Below are 18,009 nucleotides of genomic sequence, written 5' to 3'. Positions count from 1 at the left end.
AGCTATGGCTTCTCCCCATGGATCCTGCCTAGAGGAGGAACTCTTGATGGCCGATCCCAGGCTTGGCAGGGCTATCGAACTCTTCAATCAAGGCGAGTGGTATGCCTGCCACGACTGCCTCGAAGAGCTTTGGCATGAAACTGCTGGCCCAATGCGACCAGTACTTCACGGAGTTTTACAGATGGCAGTGGCCGAGCTGCACCTGGAAAGGGGGAATTTGCGCGGTGCCACGCTTCTGCTGGGTGAGGCCCTTGGCCGCTTGAAAACCGCCCCCGACCAAGCCCTTGGCCTTGATCTGAAGGCCCTGCAGGTCACCGGCGCTGGTCGCCTCGATGCACTGCATAGGCAGAGCTCCCTGGTTGGCATTGATCAGCCCAAATTGACTGCAGCGCAACAAGAGTGACTATGTATAGGACCATAGATTGCAGCTACCCATTCTGTAGATTGAATGCCGTTAGGGCGGCATACCCGTTGGCTTCTGTGCTGAAACGACTGGTCGCCATAGGTGTTGCCACCTTTGCCTTCCATGGCATGGGCCTGGCCACGGCTGCTTCAGCAGTTCCAGCCGAGCAGCGGATCGTTACACCTACTACGGGACTTGTCAGCATTGAATCTGATCTTCAGCAGGCAGACAACTCAACTGGGGTGGTAACTGCCACTGGCAATGTAAAAATCGTCTATCCGGACCAGCGAGTTATCGCAACTGCCCGCCAAGCCCAATACTTTTCCAAGGAGAATCGAGTAGTCCTGAGCGGCGATGTGGACGTGGTTCAGGCAGATGGGCACTCGATTAGGGCTGAACAGGTGGTGTATCTAGTTGAGCGTGAGCGGCTTGTAGCCCAGCCCCTAGCTGGGGGCCAGGTGGTGTCGAAGTATCGACTCAACTCCGCTCCTACCCAGGCGGTTAAGGCCCCATGAGTCTGCAACTCAAGGATGTAGTACTGGCTATCCAGGGTCGTGTTCTGGTTGATAATGTTTCCCTGGAACTATCGCCAGGCGAGGTGGTGGGCCTGCTGGGTCCAAATGGAGCAGGTAAAACCACAACCTTTGGGCTTGTCACGGGTCTGCTGCGGCCCGATTCGGGCACAATTTTAATGGACGGGACTGACGTTCAATCCCTATCGATGCCCCAGCGGGCCCGTCTAGGTATCGGCTACTTACCCCAGGAGCCGAGTGTTTTCAGGCAACTCTCGGTTAGGGATAACCTCAGATTGGCCCTAGATGGGAGTGCGACGCCTAAATCAATCCGTAGGGATCGCCTTGAGTCGCTGGTGGAAGACTTCCATCTTCAGGCTTTTCAAAATCGCAAGGGTTACCAACTCTCCGGCGGCGAACGTCGCCGGACAGAGGTGGCAAGGGCGCTGGCGGTTGGTGAATCGGGACCTCGCTATTTGCTTCTCGATGAACCCTTTGCAGGGGTGGACCCCATTGCGGTTGCAGATCTTCAGGAACTAATCGATCAACTACGCCAGCGCGGCATGGGCTTGCTGGTTACGGACCATAACGTCCGTGAAACCCTGGCCATAACTGATCGAGCCTATATTCTTTCCGAAGGTTCCATTCTTGCTTCTGGATCATCCGCAGAGGTTGGATCTAATCCCCTTGTGCGCCGTCACTACCTTGGCGAGGATTTCAGGCTATGACAGCCATTGACAATGTTCAGACTAAAATTCTAGGGGGCTGGCGGCGAATTCCCCTACTGGATCGCTGGCTACTTTCTGAGTTGCTTGGTCCGCTGCTGTTTGGCATTGCGGCATTCACGGCTGTTTCCCTGTCGGTTGGTGCTGTATTTGATTTGGTACGCAAAGTTGCGGAATCAGGTCTGCCCATAAATGTGGCGGCCCATGTGCTGTTATTGCAGATGCCTCAGTTCTTGGTGTTGTCATTTCCGATGGCTACACTAATGGCCACACTGCTTACCTACAGCAAACTCTCAGGCAACAGTGAGCTCACCGCCCTCCGCTCGGTTGGAGTTGCCACCTGGAGGATGGTTGTGCCAGCCCTGGCAATTGCCCTGGCGATGACCTTAATAACCTTTACCTTTAATGAGGTGGTTGTACCCCAGACCCTGAGGGAATCAAAAGTTGTACTGAATAAAGCCCTTGGCAGAGCCATAGCAGGTGAACAGCAGGATAATGTGATGTTCTCAAAGTACGGAAAAATTAGCTTTCCGGATGGTTCTCGTCAGCGAGGTTTGACCCACTTCTTCTATGCCCAACGCTTTAACAAAGGCGTTATGGAACAGGTCACCCTTTTGGATCTTTCTAGAGGTAATCAAAGGGTTTTGTTGACTGCCGAGAGGGCCAATTGGAGCGAGAAGGATGCCCAATGGATATTTCGAGACGGACACCTATTCTCCGTCGATCCAGACTCTAAGGGCGCTACCACATCTGCAGATTTTGATCGATACCTTTATCCCCTTGGGAGCGAGCCCCAGGAGATGGCGAAGATACCCGGTTATGAAACAATGACAATCGGCCAGGCTAAAACGGCAGTTAAATTGCTGCGTCAATCTGGCGATCAGAAGCAGGCCCGTAAACTTACTGTTCGAATTCAGGAGCGCTTTTCCTTTCCCGCTGTCTGCCTGGTGTTTGGTCTGATCGGCAGCAGCCTTGGTGTGCAACCCCAATCTCGCCACAGCCGCAGCCAGGGATTTGGTCTGAGTGTTTTGCTGATATTCGGCTACTACCTTGTGGCCTTCATGTCGAGCGCCCTCGGAGTCAAGGGCACATTGCTGCCGTTCATTTCAGCCTGGTTCCCGGTTGTCCTGGGTCTGTCAGGGGGTGTGTATCTGTTGCGCCAATCAAGTCGCTGAAGCCTGGGCGTTGCGCCAAAATGGGAGCCGGACTCCCGTTGCAGCCAAACAAATTTGAGCGCCCTGTTACACGACCCAGTTCTCGCCCTGGGGCTTGGGGCTTTTGCCCTGCTTCTGCTGGTATTACCCCTATCTTTCTGGGCCCTTAGTGGCGGCCGCAACAGTTCAGCCGTGCGGTTGCTTGTTGCCTCTGCAAACCTCTGCCTAACGGCCCAATTGGTCCTGCGCTGGCTGGATTCGGGCCATTTCCCGATCAGCAATCTCTACGAATCCCTGTGCTTTTTGGCCTGGGCCTGCACCTTCACCCAGTTACTCGTGGAGCGCAGTTGGCCCTCTCCGCTTGTTCCAGCAGCTGCAACGCCCATGGCCTTGGGATGTGTGGCCTTTGCCAGTTTTGCCCTGCCCGGCACCCTTCAAGAGGCATCACCCCTGGTTCCGGCCCTTCGCTCCAGCTGGCTGATCATGCACGTCAGCGTGATCATGGTGAGTTATGCGGCGCTCCTTGTGGGCTCCCTGCTCTCCCTGGCGGTGCTCTTTACGGACAGGGGACAGGTGCTCGAGTTGCGCAGTAATTCCATCGGCAGTGGCGGCTATCGCCAGGCCCAACTTGCTACCGCCGGGGGAAATCCAGGGCCAGCCCAGCTGAGCAGTGTGGCAATGCCGGTGGCTGAGCAACTCGATTCGCTCAGCTACAGAACGATCACAGTTGGCTTTTTGCTGCTGTCTGTTGGCTTGGTAAGTGGGGCCGTTTGGGCTAACGAAGCCTGGGGAAGCTGGTGGAGCTGGGATCCCAAGGAAACCTGGGCTCTGATTTGTTGGCTGGTTTACGCCGCCTACCTACACACCCGCCTAATTCGCGGCTGGCAGGGCCGCAAGCCAGCATTCGTTGCCGTAGCAGGTCTGGTCGTCATAGCTGTTTGCTACATCGGCGTAAACCTGCTCGGCATTGGCCTGCACAGCTACGGCTGGTTCTTTGACAGCTAGGCGCCCGGCCGGCGGCTGTTGCGAATGCCGGTAATTGCTTCTGCGTAGCTCGGCTGGTTGAAGACCCCCGAGCCACTAACAATTGCGTTTGCGCCGGCCTCGATAACCTGCCAGGCATTTTCTGCCTTAATGCCGCCATCCACCTCGATCCAGGGATCCAAGCCCTTTGCATCACACATCCGGCGCAGATCGCGGATTTTGTCTACTTGGGAAGGAATAAAGCTTTGACCCCCAAAGCCCGGGTTGACGCTCATGATCAAAACCAGGTCACAGAGTTCCAGGCAATACTCGAGGGTATCCAGGGGAGTGCTGGGGTTTAGAACCGCCCCTGCCATTTTGCCGAGATCCTTGATCTGGGCCAAATTCCGGTGAAGGTGCGGACAGGCTTCGACTTGGACGCTGATGATGTCTGCGCCGGCCTTGGCAAAATCGGCCACATACCTTTCGGGCTCCACGATCATCAGGTGGACATCCAGGGTCTTGGTTGTCACAGGTCTCAGGGCCTGAACGATCAGTGGTCCAATCGTGATGTTGGGAACGAAGCGCCCATCCATCACGTCCACATGAATCCAGTCGGCCCCTGCCTCGTCTACGGCACGGACATCGTCACCAAGTCTGGAAAAATCAGCCGAGAGGATCGAAGGGGAGATCACCAGAGACTTGGTGCTCATGGGAGAACCTCAGGGGGGCAGGGGAAATCGATTGTAAGGAGCCGACCCTTAGCCCCCTTGTTCACTGATACAGTTGCGGCCGCTTCAAGACTTGAAAGCCACTGCAGCATCTGGCGCTTGCCTGTCTGCCACAGCCTTCACCTAGAGCGCTGAAGCCCATCTCCCCCCTGCCGGATCATTGTGGATCGCACCCTCATCCAGGAAATTCTCGAGGTCGTTGAACAGGCCGCCATCGCATCAGCTGAACTGACCGGCCTGGGCAAAAAAGACGAAGCCGATGCCGCTGCTGTTGAAGCCATGCGCACGCGCATGGGCAAGATTCAAATGCAAGGTCGGATCGTGATTGGCGAGGGTGAGCGCGATGAAGCGCCCATGCTCTACATCGGCGAGGAAGTGGGCAGTGGCACCGGTCCCGGTGTGGATTTTGCCGTTGATCCCTGCGAAGGCACAAACCTTTGCGCCAACAGCCAGAGGGGTTCGATGGCGGTACTTGCCGCCTCAGACCGTGGTGGCCTCTTCAACGCCCCCGACTTCTACATGAAGAAGCTGGCTGCCCCCCCTGCCGCCAAGGGCAAGGTGGATATCCGCAAGTCGGCCACTGAAAACATCAGCATCCTCAGTGAGGTCCTTGGCCTGGCCGCCAGTGAGCTGACCATTGTGGTGATGGATCGGGCCCGGCACAAGGATTTGATTGCTGAAATCCGTGCCACAGGTGCCCGGGTGCAGCCCATTTCCGATGGAGATGTCCAGGCCGCCATCGCCTGTGGATTTGCTGGCACAGGTACCCACTGCCTGATGGGTATTGGTGCCGCCCCTGAGGGTGTCATTTCCGCCGCTGCCATGCGAGCTCTTGGCGGCCACTTCCAGGGCCAGCTGGTCTATGACCCCGCTGTGGCCCAGACCAGCGAGTGGGCCGATTACACCAAGGAGGGCAACATCGCCCGGCTCAACGAAATGGGCATCACCGATGTGGACAAGATCTACGAAGCCGAGGAACTGGCCTCAGGTGAAAACGTTGTTTTTGCTGGCAGTGGCATCACCGATGGCTTGCTTTTCCATGGGGTGAAGTTTGAGAAAGACTGCACCCGCACCAGCAGCCTGGTGATCAGCACCCTCGACGACACCGCCCGCTTCACCAACACCATCCACATCAAACAGGGGGCTAAGAGCATCGCCCTCACCTGATTCAAGTAGGTAGCCGAGCACCAGAGCATCCTCCATGCACATCGCCGTAGTCGGCCTTAGTCACCGCACGGCTCCAGTGGAGATCCGGGAGCGCCTCAGCATCCCGGACCAAACCATGGAGGCATCGCTCAACCAGCTTCGAGCTGACGAGCAGGTGCTTGAGGCTTCAATCCTCAGCACCTGTAACCGGCTCGAGATCTACACCCTGCTCCGCAATCCGGAGCAGGGTATTTCTGCTGTTGGATCCTTCCTGAGCCAGCATTCAGGGCTTGACGTGGAGGATCTGAGCCCCCACCTATTCACCTATCACCACGAAGAGGCGATCAGCCATCTGTTGCGGGTAGCAGCGGGACTCGATTCCCTAGTGCTGGGAGAGGGACAGATCCTTTCCCAGGTAAAGAAAATGGTTCGGCTGGGCCAGGAGCATCGTTCCGTAGGGCCGATTCTGAACAGGTTGTTGACCCAGGCCGTAAGTACGGGCAAGCGGGTCAGAACCGAAACCAACCTGGGCACGGGAGCTGTTTCGATCAGTTCAGCAGCCGTCGAATTGGCCCAGCTAAAGGTCGGCCAGGCAAGGGGCCTAGATGACCTCGTCCCCCTTGATCAGGAGCAGGTGGCCGTGGTCGGCGCCGGGCGCATGGCACGGCTACTGCTCCAGCATCTCCAGGCGAAGGGCTGTAAGGGGGTGGTTCTGCTCAATCGCACCGTCAGTAGGGCCGAGCTATTGGCAGCTGATTTCCCTGCATTGCCGGTCCAATGCAGGCCCCTCACCGACCTCAACCACTGCCTCAGCACCTGCTCCCTCGTATTTACGAGTACGGCGGCAGATGAACCGATCATCAGCGCAGCCAGCCTCTCAGCCCTAAACCGCCGCTCAAGCTTGATCCTGGTAGACATCGGCGTACCGCGCAATATCTCCGCCGATACCGCTGATCTGGCTGGGGTCTCCGCCTATGACGTGGATGACCTCCAGGAGGTGGTGGCCAGAAACCAGGAGGCTCGCAGGGAAATAGCGGCCGAGGCCGAGGGTTTGCTCGAGGAGGAATCCAGGATTTTTCTCGAATGGTGGGATGGGCTTGAGGCCGTTCCAGTGGTGAACAGGCTAAGGCGCCAACTGGAGGACATCCGCGAACAGGAGCTTCAGAAGGCCCTTAGCCGCATGGGACCGGACCTTTCAGCGCGGGAACGGAAGGTGGTCGAGGCCCTCAGTAAGGGGATCATCAATAAGGTCCTGCATACCCCCGTCACCAACCTGAGGTCACCCCAGCCCCGTCAACAGCGCCACACAGCCATGCGGGTGCTCCAGGACCTCTTTGAGCTCAATTCAGACCAGGGATTGGCTGATGGTTCCAGCAACCAGTAATGCCAACGCAACAGTTCGTACCCGCAGTGCTCCCAGCACTCGCCTAGCGGTGCACTGCTCCAGTACGGTCGCTCCATCTCGCATAGGGGAAGCAGGCCGATGAAGCGCGTTTTGGCGATCATTCTTGGTGGCGGTGCCGGTACCCGCCTTTATCCCCTCACCAAGACCAGGGCCAAGCCCGCTGTGCCCCTGGCTGGTAAGTACCGGCTGATTGATATTCCCATCAGCAATTGCATCAATTCAGAGATCAACAAGATCTATGTGCTGACCCAATTCAACAGTGCCTCGCTCAACCGTCACCTGACGATGAGCTACAACCTCTCGGCCGGCTTTGGTCAGGGCTTTGTGGAGGTGCTGGCAGCCCAGCAAACCCCCGATAGCCCCAGCTGGTTTGAGGGCACCGCAGACGCCGTTCGTAAATACCAGTGGCTGTTCCAGGAATGGGATGTGGACCACTACCTGATCCTTTCCGGCGACCAGCTGTACCGGATGGATTACAGCAAATTTGTTGAGCACCACATCGCCACTGGTGCCCAGCTCACGGTGGGAGCCTTGCCTGTTGATGCGGCCCAGGCTCAGGAATTCGGGTTAATGCGAACGGATTCCGAGGGCAGCATTGCTGAATTTAGGGAGAAGCCCAAGGGAGAGGCCCTTGAAGCCATGCGTGTGGATACCCAGAGCCTTGGCCTTTCGCCTGAGGAAGCCGAGAAGCGACCATTTCTAGCCTCGATGGGAATCTATGTATTTAGTCGGGAAACCCTGTTTAATTTATTGAGCAGCAATCCCAGTGCCACTGATTTTGGTAAGGAGATAATCCCCTCTTCCCTGGCCCGGGGCGATCGGCTCCAAAGCTTCCTGTTTGATGATTACTGGGAAGATATCGGTACAATTGGGGCCTTCTTTGAGGCAAATCTTGCCCTTACAGACCAGCCCAATCCCGCATTTTCCTTCTATGACGAAAAATTTCCTATTTATACTCGGCCACGCTACTTGCCCCCCAGCAAGCTGCAGGATTCCCAAGTTACTGAATCCATTATTGGCGAAGGATCGCTGCTAAAAGCTTGCACAATTCATCACTGTGTTCTAGGCGTTAGAAGTCGCATCGAGGATGAGGTAGTACTCCAGGACACCCTTCTCATGGGGGCAGATTACTTCGAATCATCTGAAGAGCGTGCTGTTCTTAGGGAGAGGGGTGGCATTCCCATTGGTGTGGGCAAAGGTACAACGGTGAAGCGGGCAATCCTGGATAAAAACGTTCGAATTGGTAGTAATGTCTCGATAATCAACAAGGACCGGGTCGAAGAGGCAGACAGGCCTGAACTAAATTTTTATATTCGCAATGGCATCGTGGTTGTCGTCAAAAATGGAACCATTGCCGACGGATCGGTGATTTAAAAGACAACAGCCATCTCTTGGCTAGGAGTTGCTGACATAGGCCCCCTACTGTCGTGACAATTAAGGCAATCAACCTGATTGCTGGCCAATATGGGGAGATCTGTAATCAGATTTCCATGGGTAAGGCACATTTCGGCCTAATTGGTCTGGGCGTAATGGGGGAAAACCTTGTGCTCAACGCTGAGCGCAATGGTTTCTCGAGTGCCGTCTACAACCGCACCTGGTCCAAGACCGAGGATTTCCTTGCTGGTTTGGGTGCGGGCAAGGACATCGTCGGTGCCGCAACGCTGCAGGAGCTAGTTGAAAAGCTGGAACGGCCTAGACGCATCCTGATGATGGTTAAGGCCGGCCAGCCCGTAGATGACACGATCGCTGCCATTTCCCCCTACCTGGAGGAGGGTGATCTCCTGATTGATGGGGGAAATTCCCTCTACACCGACACCGAGCGTCGGGTGGCCGAACTCGAGAGTAATAGCTTTGGATATATCGGCATGGGGGTTTCCGGGGGAGCCAAGGGAGCACTGGAGGGCCCGAGCATGATGCCCGGGGGTACCAAGGCGGCCTACGACGCCATTGAGCCCCTAGTCCGCAAAATGGCCGCCCAGGTCGATGACGGCCCCTGCGTCACATATATCGGCCCCGGCGGCGCCGGCCACTTCGTCAAGACAGTCCACAACGGCATTGAGTACGGCATTGAGCAAATTCTTGCCGAGGCCTATGACCTGATGAAGAGGGTCGCGGGTCTCAATGGCGATCAAATGGCCGATGTGCTTGGTCAGTGGAACCAAACCGAGGAATTGGCCTCATTCCTGGTTGAAATCACCGAGGTCTGCCTGCGTACCAAGGATCCGGCTGACGGAAGCGACCTCGTTGAGAAAATTGTTGATGCTGCAGGTCAAAAGGGTACAGGTCTCTGGACCGTTGTCAGCGCCCTGGAAATGGGTGTGCCCGTACCGACTATTTATGCCGCCCTCAATGCCCGGGTACTCAGCTCCCTGCGACCGGAACGGCTAGCAGCCGAGACAGTTATTTCTGCCCCCCCTGCCCATGGCTTCGATCTGGGTTCGCCCGAGGCGGGGATGGAGCACCTTCGCGATGCATGCATCGCCGCCTGCATCGTCAGCTACGGCCAGGGCATGGCCCTTATGCAGGAGGCTTCCAAGCTCCACGACTACAAACTCAATTTCTCAGCAATCGGCCAAATCTGGAAAGGGGGCTGCATCATTCGTGCCCGCCTGCTTCAGCGAATCCAGGACGCCTATGGGACCAATCCCGATCTGGCCAACCTGATGCTCGATCCCTGGTTTGCTGACCAGATCAACCGCAGGCTTCCAGGCCTACGCCGGGTGGTGGCTGGGGCAGCCCTTGCTGGCATTCCGGTGCCTTGCCTGACCAGCACCCTGGATTACATCGACAGCTATCGCACCGGACGTCTGCCCCAGAATCTGGTTCAGGCGATGCGGGACTGCTTTGGATCCCACACCTATGCCAGGGTCGACCAGCCTGGCAATTTCCATACAGAGTGGCTCGACTAGGGGACAGGCAAATGGGTTCAGACAGTCGCTACGAACTTGTGGTTATTGATGGGGCGGCGGAGCTGGCCAGCCAGACCGCCCAACGGATCGGGGTGGCCATCGATCTGGTGCTTGCCGAGAGGGATCGCTGCCAAATTGCCCTGGCAGGAGGTGAAACACCTAAGGCTGTCTACAGGCTGCTGGGCCAGCAACACTTGCCCTGGGACCGGGTCGACGTGCTTCTAGGTGATGAGCGCTGGGTGCCAGCTGATGATCCCTCCAGCAATGCCCGCATGGTGAGGGAAACCCTGATGGCAACGGCTCCCGGATCCAGGGCCAGCCTGCACCCTGTGGCTACTGATGCAGCTGAGCCCCTTGAAGGGGCAAAGAGCTATGCAAGTCTTCTGGAGACCCTCTGCGGGGGCACACCACCCGTGCTTGATCTTGTGTTGCTGGGCCTTGGCGATGACGGTCATACGGCATCACTTTTTCCTGGTACCAGTGCACCTGGGATTACGGACCAGTTCGTGACGATTGGGGAAGGTAAGGGTTTGCCAAGGGTGACCCTCACGGCTCCTACCCTCTGCGCAGCACGACAGGTGCTTTTCTTGGTGAGTGGTAGTGGCAAGACCCAGGCCTTGAAACGGCTATTGGATCCAATGGAGTCAGCCGATCGGACCCCGGCGAAATTGGTTCAGCCCAAATCCAAAATCGTGATCCTGGCCGATCGAGATGCGGCAGAAGGAATGGCCTAAATGGAGATCTCAGCCGGTACGAAATTCTCCAGCTGGCAGGCCCTAAATGACACTGTGATGGGAGGCCGTAGCAGCGGTAAATGTACCGTCAATCCAGCTGGATTGGAATTTAATGGAACGTTGGTAAGTGAGGGTGGCGGTTTTATTAGTGCCAGGTCTCCCCTGTATTCTCCACCCCTAGATTTATCCGGCTATCAAGGCTTCAAATTGGAGATAAAAGGGGAAGGTAGGAAATTTAAATTAGCTGTTGGCTGTGCTGATGGATTGGGTGGTATTACCAACCTGATCCCAGGGGGACTGCGCTGGGTAACAGAATTTTCAACAGGCGTAGATGGGATTTCTTCTGTGGACTTGCCATTTAGCACCCTCAGGCCCTCGATTAGGGCTAAGCCCGTTGGCCTGCCACTTAAATTTGACACCACTAGAGTAAATCGATTACAGATTCTCCACTCGAAATTCGCCGATGATGGGGGCCTAAATCCTGGCTATCGAGATGGATCAATTCATTGGCAGTTGATTCGAATAAGTGCCTACAACTGACTTCTTTAGCCTAATTGCTGGCGCTGCAGATATTTGCCGATCACCCCTAAGGCATGGGGTTATCGGTGGCATGGAAAACAGTGATGATTACTGTGTTCGCCTGGAGGTTCGAGACGCTGAAGGCGTTCGACTACCAGCAGAGGATCTTGAGTTGGAAATGTACCGAAGTGCGGGCCAAATCAATCTCACCTTGGCCTGGGCTACCTTCCCCGATCGGCCCATGCTTTGGCACGGCAGCCATGCGGTATGGATGGATGGGGCAACAGGCCTGCGCTGTGAACGGCCAGAGGAAGGTTCCCCCATTGAGGCCCTAGGCAGGCGCCTTAGGGCCCTCCTGATTCAGGGTTGATCGGTAACAGCACCCTTACTACTGCTGCTAACTAGCCGGGCGTACTTACCAAGGACACCGGTGGTGTATCTAGGGGTCGGGGCGCACCAGTTAGCCCTACGAGTTGCCAGCTCCTCCTCAGAGACATTCAGCTGAATCAGCAATTTATGGGCATCAACGGTGATGCTGTCACCCTCATGTACAAGGGCAATGGTTCCGCCCACCGCGGCCTCTGGGGCCACATGGCCCACCACCATGCCGTAGGTACCACCGGAAAAACGGCCATCCGTGATTAGGGCCACCTTGTCACCCAATCCCTGACCAATGATCGCTGAAGTGGGAGAAAGCATTTCACGCATACCTGGGCCACCAACGGGGCCTTCGTAGCGAATTACCACCACATCGCCGGCAAGGATCCTGCCTTCCAAAATTGCCTCTAAACAGGCTTCTTCACTTTCAAAAACCCTCGCAGGTCCTGTGACCTGGGGATTTTTAACACCACTGATTTTGGCGACACTTCCTTCGGTGGCTAAATTACCCTTCAGAACAGCCAGGTGGCCCTTGACATAGATGGGATTCTCTAGGGTACGAATTACGTCCTGATCCGATCTCGGCTCGGCAGGCACTCCTGCAAGAGACTCCTCAAGGGTCTTGCCCTCAATTGTTTTGCATTGGCCATGCAAAATCCCAGCATCCAGCAACAACTTCATCACCTGGGGAATTCCCCCTGCCGCATGAAGATCCGTTGTCACGTATTGGCCGCTGGGCTTTAAATCACAGATAACGGGCACTTTTTGGCGGATCAACTCAAAGTCGTCTATCGACAGAGGCACTCCTGCGGTTCGGGCGATTGCAAGAAGGTGCAAAACGGCGTTGGTGGATCCACCAACTGCCATGATCACGGCGATAGCATTCTCAAATGCCTCACGGGTGAGCAGATCGAGGGGACGAATGTTGTTTGCAATTGCCTCAACCAGCACTTCGGCAGAACGGGCAGCACTGTCGGCCTTTTCCGAGTCCTCTGCTGCCATGGTCGAACTACCAGGCAGGCTTAGGCCCATGGCCTCAATTGCTGAACTCATGGTGTTAGCGGTAAACATTCCGCCACAACTACCTGCTCCAGGACAGGCATTTTTCTCAACCGCCGTCAGCTGTTCCTCATCAATTTTGCCGGCAGCTAGCTGACCAACAGCTTCAAATGCACTTACAACCGTCAGGTCGCAGCCCCCTAGCTTGCCTGGCTTAATCGTGCCCCCATAGACAAAGATGGCCGGAATATTCATCCGTGCCATGGCCAACATGGCCCCTGGCATGTTTTTGTCGCAGCCACCCACCGCCAACACGCCATCCATTGATTCACCGTTACAGGCGGTCTCGATGGCATCTGCAATTACCTCTCGCGATACCAGGGAATATTTCATCCCTTCCGTACCCATTGAGATGCCGTCGCTAACCGTGATGGTCCCAAAAAGTTGGGGCATTGCACCGGCTGCCTTAGCGGCTGCCTCGGCGCGTAGGGCTAGGTCATTAAGCCCCATATTGCAGGGGGTAATGGTGCTGTAGCCGTTTGCTATGCCAATGATGGGCTTATTGAAATCCCCATCTCCAAACCCCACCGCCCTTAACATGGCGCGATTAGGCGATCTTTGGACCCCTTGGGTAATGGCTGAAGAGCGAAGTGGTGCAGCTGCCATGGCTTAAAAGATTTACTAGTAGAAAAAGTTAGTTAGCGGCCAGTCGTAGCCATTTCCTCAAGCTGTTGACGGACCTCATCAATGGCTTGGTTGAGCTCATGGACCCTGTGGTGAAGATCGGTGCTCGGCTTGATTTGCCCCTGGGATGGTTCGCTGCCCTGGCCAACTGCCTCAACCTCCCCCAGCCTTGAAAGGCGGAGTTGGCGCCGTGTCCTAACGCCATCTCTCCGATTTTCTGCTTCCGAAAGCAACCACCAGGCAAGTCCTGCTGCACCAATTAGGGCTCCGGCAAAGCCGCTAAGAAAAGCACCTGAATTTCCAGCGCCCGTATTTGAGGTGGAGCCGCGATCGCCCATGGCCACTGATCTTTTCGGCCAGCTTAGGCAGCCATGGACCAATTAACAGCCCATCGATGGCCTGGCAGGTCCTGGCGAATTAAACAGCTGCCCGTGGACGGGGCCAATACCTGGGCTGATTCGCCCCTCCCCGTCTAGGGCGGCATCAATGCAGGCCGTGTAGATGGTCAGATTGCTAAAACGCTCACCAAGACTCTTGAGACCTGGGCTGGAGCAAAGGGCGGTTACTACCCGCAGGCGATCCCCCTCCACGCCAAGGCCTGCCAAACGATTGAGCAGGTCCAGCAATTGCTCTCCAATAGCCAGTTCAGCTGCAAACACGAGCACCCCGGCCCTGGGGTCGATTTCCTTTGGTAGATCCACCTCCATATTTGCGATATGGGCCACCTGGGCCTGGGGCAATACCCCCTGGGCTCCCTGCCAAAGCCCCAGGCCAGTGGGGAAAATGGTGAGGGCATGCAAGGGAACCTGGGGATCAACAATTTCCCCCTCGGCGTCGCCCCATGCCGTCTGCAGGGCAATGGACCGATGGGGCAGCCAATCTCGCAGGGCCTCATAGGTGAGCCAGCGGCCCAATTCGCAGGTGGCACTTGCGTAGACCGCAGGTGGGGTGTTGCGATCCCTCAACACGCTCAGCCAGTGGCCAATCAGGGGATGGGGTGGGACCACCACCCGCAGGGTCATCGCCATGCTTGGCATAACTTGAGTTACCACCGTAAAGGCTTGGCTTTGCCCACCGTTCACCGTTATTGGATGACCTGTCTTATGGGCCTAGTGCTGTGCTGGGTTCTTGGTTCTAGCTGGCTGCAACCGGCCTGGGCCATTACTGCTCCTGAATTGCGCAGTCAGCGCTCCCTCCAGGATCTGCAGCCAGACATGCATGGCCGCAACCTGCAGCAGCAGGAATTTCTGAAGGCCTCACTTGCCGGTTTTGATCTCAGTGACACGGATCTGCGCGGTGCTGTTTTCAATAGCAGCGATCTGCGCGGGGCAAATCTCTCTGGCGCCAACCTGGAGGACGCCGTGGCATTTGCGAGCCGTTTCGACGATGCGGACCTGACGGGAGCCGTGCTGCGTAACGCAATGTTGATGCAGAGCCACTTCAAGGGATCCAGCATCACCAATGCGGATTTCTCTGATGCCGTGCTGGATCTAAATGAACAAAAAGCCCTCTGCCTGAGGGCTGCCGGTACCAACTCCACCACCGGTGTAGACACCCGCGAAAGCCTGGGCTGCCCAATGCCGAAGGCTCCAGCCTGAAGCCCAGCAGATCAAAGCCAACTGAAAGCGACCCGAGCAGATGACCTCCACCTTGAATAGCCCGATCAGCTCGAAGCCGGCCAGGCGTCTGCCAGTCACCGTAGTCACTGGTTTTTTAGGTGCCGGGAAGACGACCCTGCTGCGGCACCTACTGCTGGAGAGCGGCCTGAGGTTGGCAGTGGTGGTAAATGAGTTTGGGGAGGTGGGTATCGATGGCGATTTACTCAGGAGTTGCGGGTTTTGCCCGGAGGAGGAGCTGGAGGGTCGGCTAGTGGAGCTCGCCAATGGCTGCCTCTGCTGCACCGTTCAGGACGACTTTCTGCCCACCATGGAACGCCTACTGGAACGTTCTGACCAGCTCGACGGAGTCGTAGTTGAGACAAGTGGGTTAGCCCTTCCAGTGCCGCTGCTGGCGGCCTTTGCCTGGCCAGAAATCCGCACCAGAACCTGGGTAAACGGTGTGGTGGCTGTGGTCGATGGCGAATGCCTTGCCAAGGGGTCAGTGGTGGCGGATCCCCAGGCCCTCGAGGCCCAGCGCCAGGCCGATCCAAGCCTCGACCACGCCACGGCAATTGGGGAATTGTTCAATGAGCAGCTAGAAGTCGCCGACCTTGTTCTTGTTAGTAGGGGCGATTGCCTCAATGGCGCCGATCTGCAGGCCGTACGACAACAGCTGGAAAACCGCATCAGGCCAGGTACTCCAGTGCTGCCAATGGAGCGAGGTCGGATTGATCCCGAGTTGGTGCTGGGCCTCGGGCGTGGGGCAGGTGAATCAGCCGACAGGAACCATGGCCATGAAGACCACGACCACACCCATGTGGAAATGGAATCATTTGCGTTCAATCTCCGCGCAAGTTTCGCAAGGGAAAAGCTGGAGACATGCATCAGACAAATGATTGCCAACAATTGCCTGATTAGGGCTAAGGGGCATGTCCAGCTCCCCGGAAAGGCAAGACCCTTGCAAATTCAGGCCGTCGGCCCCCGACTTGAGTCGTGGTTTGGACCTGAGCAATCGGAAAAAAACGTTGCCGATCAAGGGAACCCCCCACCTGGCCTGAAGCTCGTGGTGCTGGGTTTTGGGCTCAACCGCAACGAGATTGAGGCGGCCCTGCTGGCAGCGGCCGAGCCCCAAGCTGGTGGCTCCATGGGCTGCCAAGATTTGTGAGTCATCAGGCTGTCCAGATGCCCATCTACAGCGCACGCGTTCAAGTTTCCCTGCGGCCTTCAGTGCTTGACCCTGCGGGAGAAGCAACCCGTGCCGCCGCGGCTCGTCTCGGCGTGGAGGGGGTCAAGTCATTGCGAATCGGCAAGGCAATTGAGCTGGAGCTGGAGGCTGTGGATCGGGATACGGCCCAAAGCCAACTGGAACTGCTTAGCGATCGCCTGTTTGCCAACCCGGTGATAGAGGACTGGCAACTGGAAATCACTGAGCATGGAGATGCCAGCTCATGACCGTTGGAATTGTGGTGTTTCCTGGCTCCAATTGTGACCGGGATGTGCGCTGGGCCCTGGAGGGATGCCTGGGTATGGCAACCCGCTTCCTATGGCACGAACAACAGGATCTCACTGGCATTGAGGCCGTTGTCATTCCCGGGGGCTTCAGCTATGGCGACTACCTCCGCTGTGGCGCCATTGCCAGATTCTCTCCAGTTCTGGGGGCCGTGAAGCAATTCGCCGATGGAGGTGGGCCGGTGCTGGGCATCTGCAATGGCTTCCAGGTGCTCACAGAGATGGGCCTGTTGCCTGGAGCCCTTACCCGCAACAGGAAGCTCCATTTTCTCTGTGAACCCACCTCACTCCAAGTCCAGCCGGGAGGCTGCAGCTGGCTTTCGGGGTATGTCGACAATGAAACAATCAGTCTTCCCATCGCCCATGGGGAAGGCCGTTATCAGTGTGATCCCCAGACCCTCAAGCACCTAGAACAGGAGCAACTGGTGGTACTTCGTTACCAGGACAATCCAAATGGGTCAGTTGGGGATGTTGCCGGACTGACCAATATTGGTGGAAATGTGCTCGGATTAATGCCCCATCCAGAGCGGGCCTGTGATCCGGTAATCGGGGGCACGGGAGGTAAACGGCTACTTGAAAGTTTGCTTGGCTAACTACCCATAAAATAGGGAGGAAGCACATAGGCTCCCTCCCCTGGCGCTGGCCTATCAGTTAACGGCTGAGAAGAAATCCTTGCTCTTAACTGGATCAGGATTCATGGTCTTTTCGCCAGGTTGCCAGTTAGCGGGGCAAACCTCATCGGGATGGGACTGCACGTACTGGAATGCCTGCAGCACCCGGAGGGTTTCATCAACACTGCGACCAACGGGAAGATTGTTGATGGTGCTGTGCATGATCACACCATCGGGATCAATGATGAACAAACCCCGCAGGGCGATACCGGCATCCTCGTCGAGAACGCTGTAGGCACTGGCGATCTCCTTCTTGAGGTCGGCCACTAGTGGGTAGGCAATGTCTCCCAAGCCGCCATTTTTGCGCTCGGTCTGCACCCAGGCGAGGTGGCTGAACTGGCTGTCAACGGATACCCCCAGAACCTCCGTATTGCGGCTGCTGAAATCGGCATAACGGTCAGAGAAGGCCGTGATCTCCGTAGGACAGACGAAGGTGAAGTCAAGGGGGTAGAAGAACAACACCACGTATTTACCGCGGTATTGGGAAAGCTTAATTTCCTTGAATTCCTGGTCCACCACTGCCGTTGCGGTGAAGTCAGGGGCTTGCAAACCGACCAGTCGGGACATGCTCGTACGCGTGGGTTGGATGGATTTTGGAAAACTGGGAGCCGGTCGAATCAGCCAAGCCGAAGTCGGACTGACTACCGATTAATCCCTACACAATTTATCACAATAGGAAAACGGTGACGCGATAGCCTGATGTTGTAGCAGTGGCACGGCCATGGGTTGGGATCCTTCGGTGCTCCGGAAATACAACACAACTGGGCACTTCCGGCTGCTTAGCCAGCTCCGCTCCGAATTAAAGGGCAACCCGCTGGTGCGCCCAAAGGAGGGCCAAAGCGTTGGGGAGGTTAATCGGAGCAAGTCCCTGATTCGAGCCATCGAAGGGCGCTCGGGTGGTTACGGACGTTCAAGGCGTAGTGCCCCTGCTTCAGTTCCCCAGCAGGAGCTTCCCGTAATTCATGCAAC

At 56.6% G+C, this 18,009-nt stretch carries 21 protein-coding genes; 16 read left to right on the top strand and 5 right to left on the bottom strand.

The window, feature by feature from the left end; all coding sequences use genetic code 11:
- Window positions 1-4 precede the first annotated feature (4 nt).
- The 5 genes from KBY49_RS03185 to ccsB all read left to right on the top strand — a co-directional run bounded on the left by KBY49_RS03185 (window position 5) and on the right by ccsB (window position 3,799).
- Window positions 5-403 (top strand): DUF309 domain-containing protein, encoded by a 399-nt coding sequence (locus KBY49_RS03185; protein WP_254933309.1) that lies wholly within the window; start codon window positions 5-7, stop codon window positions 401-403.
- A 77-nt stretch (window positions 404-480) separates the two neighbouring features.
- Window positions 481-918, top strand: coding sequence for an LPS-assembly protein LptD (locus tag KBY49_RS03180; RefSeq protein ID WP_396099541.1), 438 nt, complete (start codon window positions 481-483; stop codon window positions 916-918).
- Window positions 915-1,643 carry an LPS export ABC transporter ATP-binding protein gene (gene lptB / locus KBY49_RS03175; RefSeq protein WP_254933307.1) on the top strand — a complete coding sequence of 243 codons (729 nt, stop codon included), beginning with the start codon at window positions 915-917 and terminating at the stop codon, window positions 1,641-1,643. Before KBY49_RS03180 ends, lptB begins: the two co-directional genes overlap by 4 nt.
- Complete coding sequence (locus KBY49_RS03170) at window positions 1,640-2,815, top strand: LptF/LptG family permease (RefSeq protein WP_254933306.1); 1,176 nt, start codon at window positions 1,640-1,642, stop codon at window positions 2,813-2,815. The genes lptB and KBY49_RS03170 overlap by 4 nt, the downstream gene beginning before the upstream one ends.
- A gap of 54 nt (window positions 2,816-2,869) precedes the next feature.
- Entirely contained in the window at window positions 2,870-3,799 is a 930-nt protein-coding gene (gene ccsB, locus KBY49_RS03165) for a c-type cytochrome biogenesis protein CcsB (protein ID WP_254933305.1), read from the top strand.
- Here the strand turns inward: ccsB and rpe are convergent.
- Window positions 3,796-4,470: a ribulose-phosphate 3-epimerase gene (gene rpe / locus KBY49_RS03160; RefSeq protein WP_254933304.1), complete on the bottom strand. Its 675-nt coding sequence runs from the start codon at window positions 4,468-4,470 to the stop codon at window positions 3,796-3,798. The genes ccsB and rpe overlap by 4 nt on opposite strands.
- A 180-nt stretch (window positions 4,471-4,650) precedes the next feature.
- Here rpe and glpX point away from each other — a divergent pair, with 180 nt between their 5' ends.
- The 7 genes from glpX to KBY49_RS11710 all read left to right on the top strand — a co-directional run bounded on the left by glpX (window position 4,651) and on the right by KBY49_RS11710 (window position 11,571).
- The gene (gene glpX, locus KBY49_RS03155; RefSeq protein ID WP_254933303.1) at window positions 4,651-5,655 is read left to right on the top strand and encodes a class II fructose-bisphosphatase; all 1,005 of its coding nucleotides are present in this window, start codon (window positions 4,651-4,653) and stop codon (window positions 5,653-5,655) included.
- Window positions 5,656-5,689: 34 nt separating this feature from the next.
- Entirely contained in the window at window positions 5,690-7,018 is a 1,329-nt protein-coding gene (locus tag KBY49_RS03150; RefSeq protein WP_254933302.1) for a glutamyl-tRNA reductase, read from the top strand.
- A 99-nt stretch (window positions 7,019-7,117) separates the two neighbouring features.
- On the top strand, window positions 7,118-8,413 hold the full coding sequence (locus KBY49_RS03145; RefSeq protein WP_254933301.1) for a glucose-1-phosphate adenylyltransferase: 1,296 nt from the start codon (window positions 7,118-7,120) through the stop codon (window positions 8,411-8,413).
- A 116-nt stretch (window positions 8,414-8,529) separates the two neighbouring features.
- Window positions 8,530-9,948 (top strand): NADP-dependent phosphogluconate dehydrogenase, encoded by a 1,419-nt coding sequence (gene gndA / locus KBY49_RS03140; protein WP_254933300.1) that lies wholly within the window; start codon window positions 8,530-8,532, stop codon window positions 9,946-9,948.
- 11 nt (window positions 9,949-9,959) lie between these two features.
- Window positions 9,960-10,682, top strand: a complete 723-nt coding sequence (gene pgl / locus KBY49_RS03135) for a 6-phosphogluconolactonase (RefSeq protein WP_254933299.1) — start codon at window positions 9,960-9,962, stop codon at window positions 10,680-10,682.
- Window positions 10,683-11,222, top strand: coding sequence for a CIA30 family protein (locus tag KBY49_RS03130; RefSeq protein ID WP_254933298.1), 540 nt, complete (start codon window positions 10,683-10,685; stop codon window positions 11,220-11,222).
- Window positions 11,223-11,412: 190 nt separating this feature from the next.
- Window positions 11,413-11,571: a hypothetical protein gene (locus KBY49_RS11710; protein WP_315856987.1), complete on the top strand. Its 159-nt coding sequence runs from the start codon at window positions 11,413-11,415 to the stop codon at window positions 11,569-11,571.
- On the opposite strand, the gene ilvD is transcribed toward KBY49_RS11710, so the two are convergent.
- The 3 genes from ilvD to KBY49_RS03110 are packed head-to-tail and all read right to left on the bottom strand — an operon-like array spanning window position 11,562 to window position 14,290.
- Entirely contained in the window at window positions 11,562-13,244 is a 1,683-nt protein-coding gene (gene ilvD, locus KBY49_RS03120) for a dihydroxy-acid dehydratase (RefSeq protein WP_254933297.1), read from the bottom strand. The two genes, KBY49_RS11710 and ilvD, sit on opposite strands and share 10 nt — an antisense overlap.
- Before the next feature lie 32 nt (window positions 13,245-13,276).
- Window positions 13,277-13,600 (bottom strand): hypothetical protein, encoded by a 324-nt coding sequence (locus tag KBY49_RS03115; RefSeq protein ID WP_254933296.1) that lies wholly within the window; start codon window positions 13,598-13,600, stop codon window positions 13,277-13,279.
- Window positions 13,601-13,642: 42 nt separating this feature from the next.
- On the bottom strand, window positions 13,643-14,290 hold the full coding sequence (locus KBY49_RS03110) for a uracil phosphoribosyltransferase (protein ID WP_254933295.1): 648 nt from the start codon (window positions 14,288-14,290) through the stop codon (window positions 13,643-13,645).
- A gap of 75 nt (window positions 14,291-14,365) precedes the next feature.
- Here KBY49_RS03110 and KBY49_RS03105 point away from each other — a divergent pair, with 75 nt between their 5' ends.
- The 4 genes from KBY49_RS03105 to purQ are packed head-to-tail and all read left to right on the top strand — an operon-like array spanning window position 14,366 to window position 16,962.
- Complete coding sequence (locus KBY49_RS03105) at window positions 14,366-14,860, top strand: pentapeptide repeat-containing protein (protein WP_254933996.1); 495 nt, start codon at window positions 14,366-14,368, stop codon at window positions 14,858-14,860.
- Window positions 14,861-14,900: 40 nt separating this feature from the next.
- Window positions 14,901-16,025 carry a cobalamin biosynthesis protein CobW gene (gene cobW, locus KBY49_RS03100; RefSeq protein ID WP_254933294.1) on the top strand — a complete coding sequence of 375 codons (1,125 nt, stop codon included), beginning with the start codon at window positions 14,901-14,903 and terminating at the stop codon, window positions 16,023-16,025.
- Between the two features lie 17 nt (window positions 16,026-16,042).
- A complete protein-coding gene (gene purS, locus KBY49_RS03095) occupies window positions 16,043-16,312 on the top strand; it encodes a phosphoribosylformylglycinamidine synthase subunit PurS (RefSeq protein ID WP_254933293.1) in 270 nt (89 codons plus the stop codon).
- Entirely contained in the window at window positions 16,309-16,962 is a 654-nt protein-coding gene (gene purQ / locus KBY49_RS03090; RefSeq protein ID WP_254933292.1) for a phosphoribosylformylglycinamidine synthase subunit PurQ, read from the top strand. The genes purS and purQ overlap by 4 nt, the downstream gene beginning before the upstream one ends.
- A gap of 54 nt (window positions 16,963-17,016) precedes the next feature.
- Here purQ and KBY49_RS03085 read toward each other — a convergent pair whose 3' ends face one another.
- Window positions 17,017-17,607, bottom strand: a complete 591-nt coding sequence (locus KBY49_RS03085; RefSeq protein ID WP_254933291.1) for a peroxiredoxin — start codon at window positions 17,605-17,607, stop codon at window positions 17,017-17,019.
- Window positions 17,608-18,009 lie beyond the last annotated feature (402 nt).

Origin of the sequence: Cyanobium sp. WAJ14-Wanaka (assembly GCF_024345375.1) — a bacterium.
Classification (GTDB): Bacteria; Cyanobacteriota; Cyanobacteriia; order PCC-6307; family Cyanobiaceae; genus Cyanobium_A.
The sequence above is the reverse complement of the archived record's forward strand: the minus strand, read 5'-3'. Positions and strand labels throughout refer to the sequence as shown.

What these genes read in the sequence shown, in the direction of transcription:
- KBY49_RS03185 (WP_254933309.1), top strand. Translation starts at nt 5, where the DNA reads ATGGCTTCTCCCCATGGATCCTGCCTAGAGGAGGAACTCTTGATGGCC.
- lptB (WP_254933307.1), top strand. Translation starts at nt 915, where the DNA reads ATGAGTCTGCAACTCAAGGATGTAGTACTGGCTATCCAGGGTCGTGTT.
- KBY49_RS03170 (WP_254933306.1), top strand. Translation starts at nt 1,640, where the DNA reads ATGACAGCCATTGACAATGTTCAGACTAAAATTCTAGGGGGCTGGCGG.
- rpe (WP_254933304.1), bottom strand. Translation starts at nt 4,470, where the DNA reads ATGAGCACCAAGTCTCTGGTGATCTCCCCTTCGATCCTCTCGGCTGAT.
- KBY49_RS03150 (WP_254933302.1), top strand. Translation starts at nt 5,690, where the DNA reads ATGCACATCGCCGTAGTCGGCCTTAGTCACCGCACGGCTCCAGTGGAG.
- KBY49_RS03145 (WP_254933301.1), top strand. Translation starts at nt 7,118, where the DNA reads ATGAAGCGCGTTTTGGCGATCATTCTTGGTGGCGGTGCCGGTACCCGC.
- gndA (WP_254933300.1), top strand. Translation starts at nt 8,530, where the DNA reads ATGGGTAAGGCACATTTCGGCCTAATTGGTCTGGGCGTAATGGGGGAA.
- pgl (WP_254933299.1), top strand. Translation starts at nt 9,960, where the DNA reads ATGGGTTCAGACAGTCGCTACGAACTTGTGGTTATTGATGGGGCGGCG.
- KBY49_RS03130 (WP_254933298.1), top strand. Translation starts at nt 10,683, where the DNA reads ATGGAGATCTCAGCCGGTACGAAATTCTCCAGCTGGCAGGCCCTAAAT.
- ilvD (WP_254933297.1), bottom strand. Translation starts at nt 13,244, where the DNA reads ATGGCAGCTGCACCACTTCGCTCTTCAGCCATTACCCAAGGGGTCCAA.
- KBY49_RS03115 (WP_254933296.1), bottom strand. Translation starts at nt 13,600, where the DNA reads ATGGGCGATCGCGGCTCCACCTCAAATACGGGCGCTGGAAATTCAGGT.
- KBY49_RS03110 (WP_254933295.1), bottom strand. Translation starts at nt 14,290, where the DNA reads ATGGCGATGACCCTGCGGGTGGTGGTCCCACCCCATCCCCTGATTGGC.
- KBY49_RS03105 (WP_254933996.1), top strand. Translation starts at nt 14,366, where the DNA reads ATGGGCCTAGTGCTGTGCTGGGTTCTTGGTTCTAGCTGGCTGCAACCG.
- cobW (WP_254933294.1), top strand. Translation starts at nt 14,901, where the DNA reads ATGACCTCCACCTTGAATAGCCCGATCAGCTCGAAGCCGGCCAGGCGT.
- purS (WP_254933293.1), top strand. Translation starts at nt 16,043, where the DNA reads ATGCCCATCTACAGCGCACGCGTTCAAGTTTCCCTGCGGCCTTCAGTG.
- purQ (WP_254933292.1), top strand. Translation starts at nt 16,309, where the DNA reads ATGACCGTTGGAATTGTGGTGTTTCCTGGCTCCAATTGTGACCGGGAT.
- KBY49_RS03085 (WP_254933291.1), bottom strand. Translation starts at nt 17,607, where the DNA reads ATGTCCCGACTGGTCGGTTTGCAAGCCCCTGACTTCACCGCAACGGCA.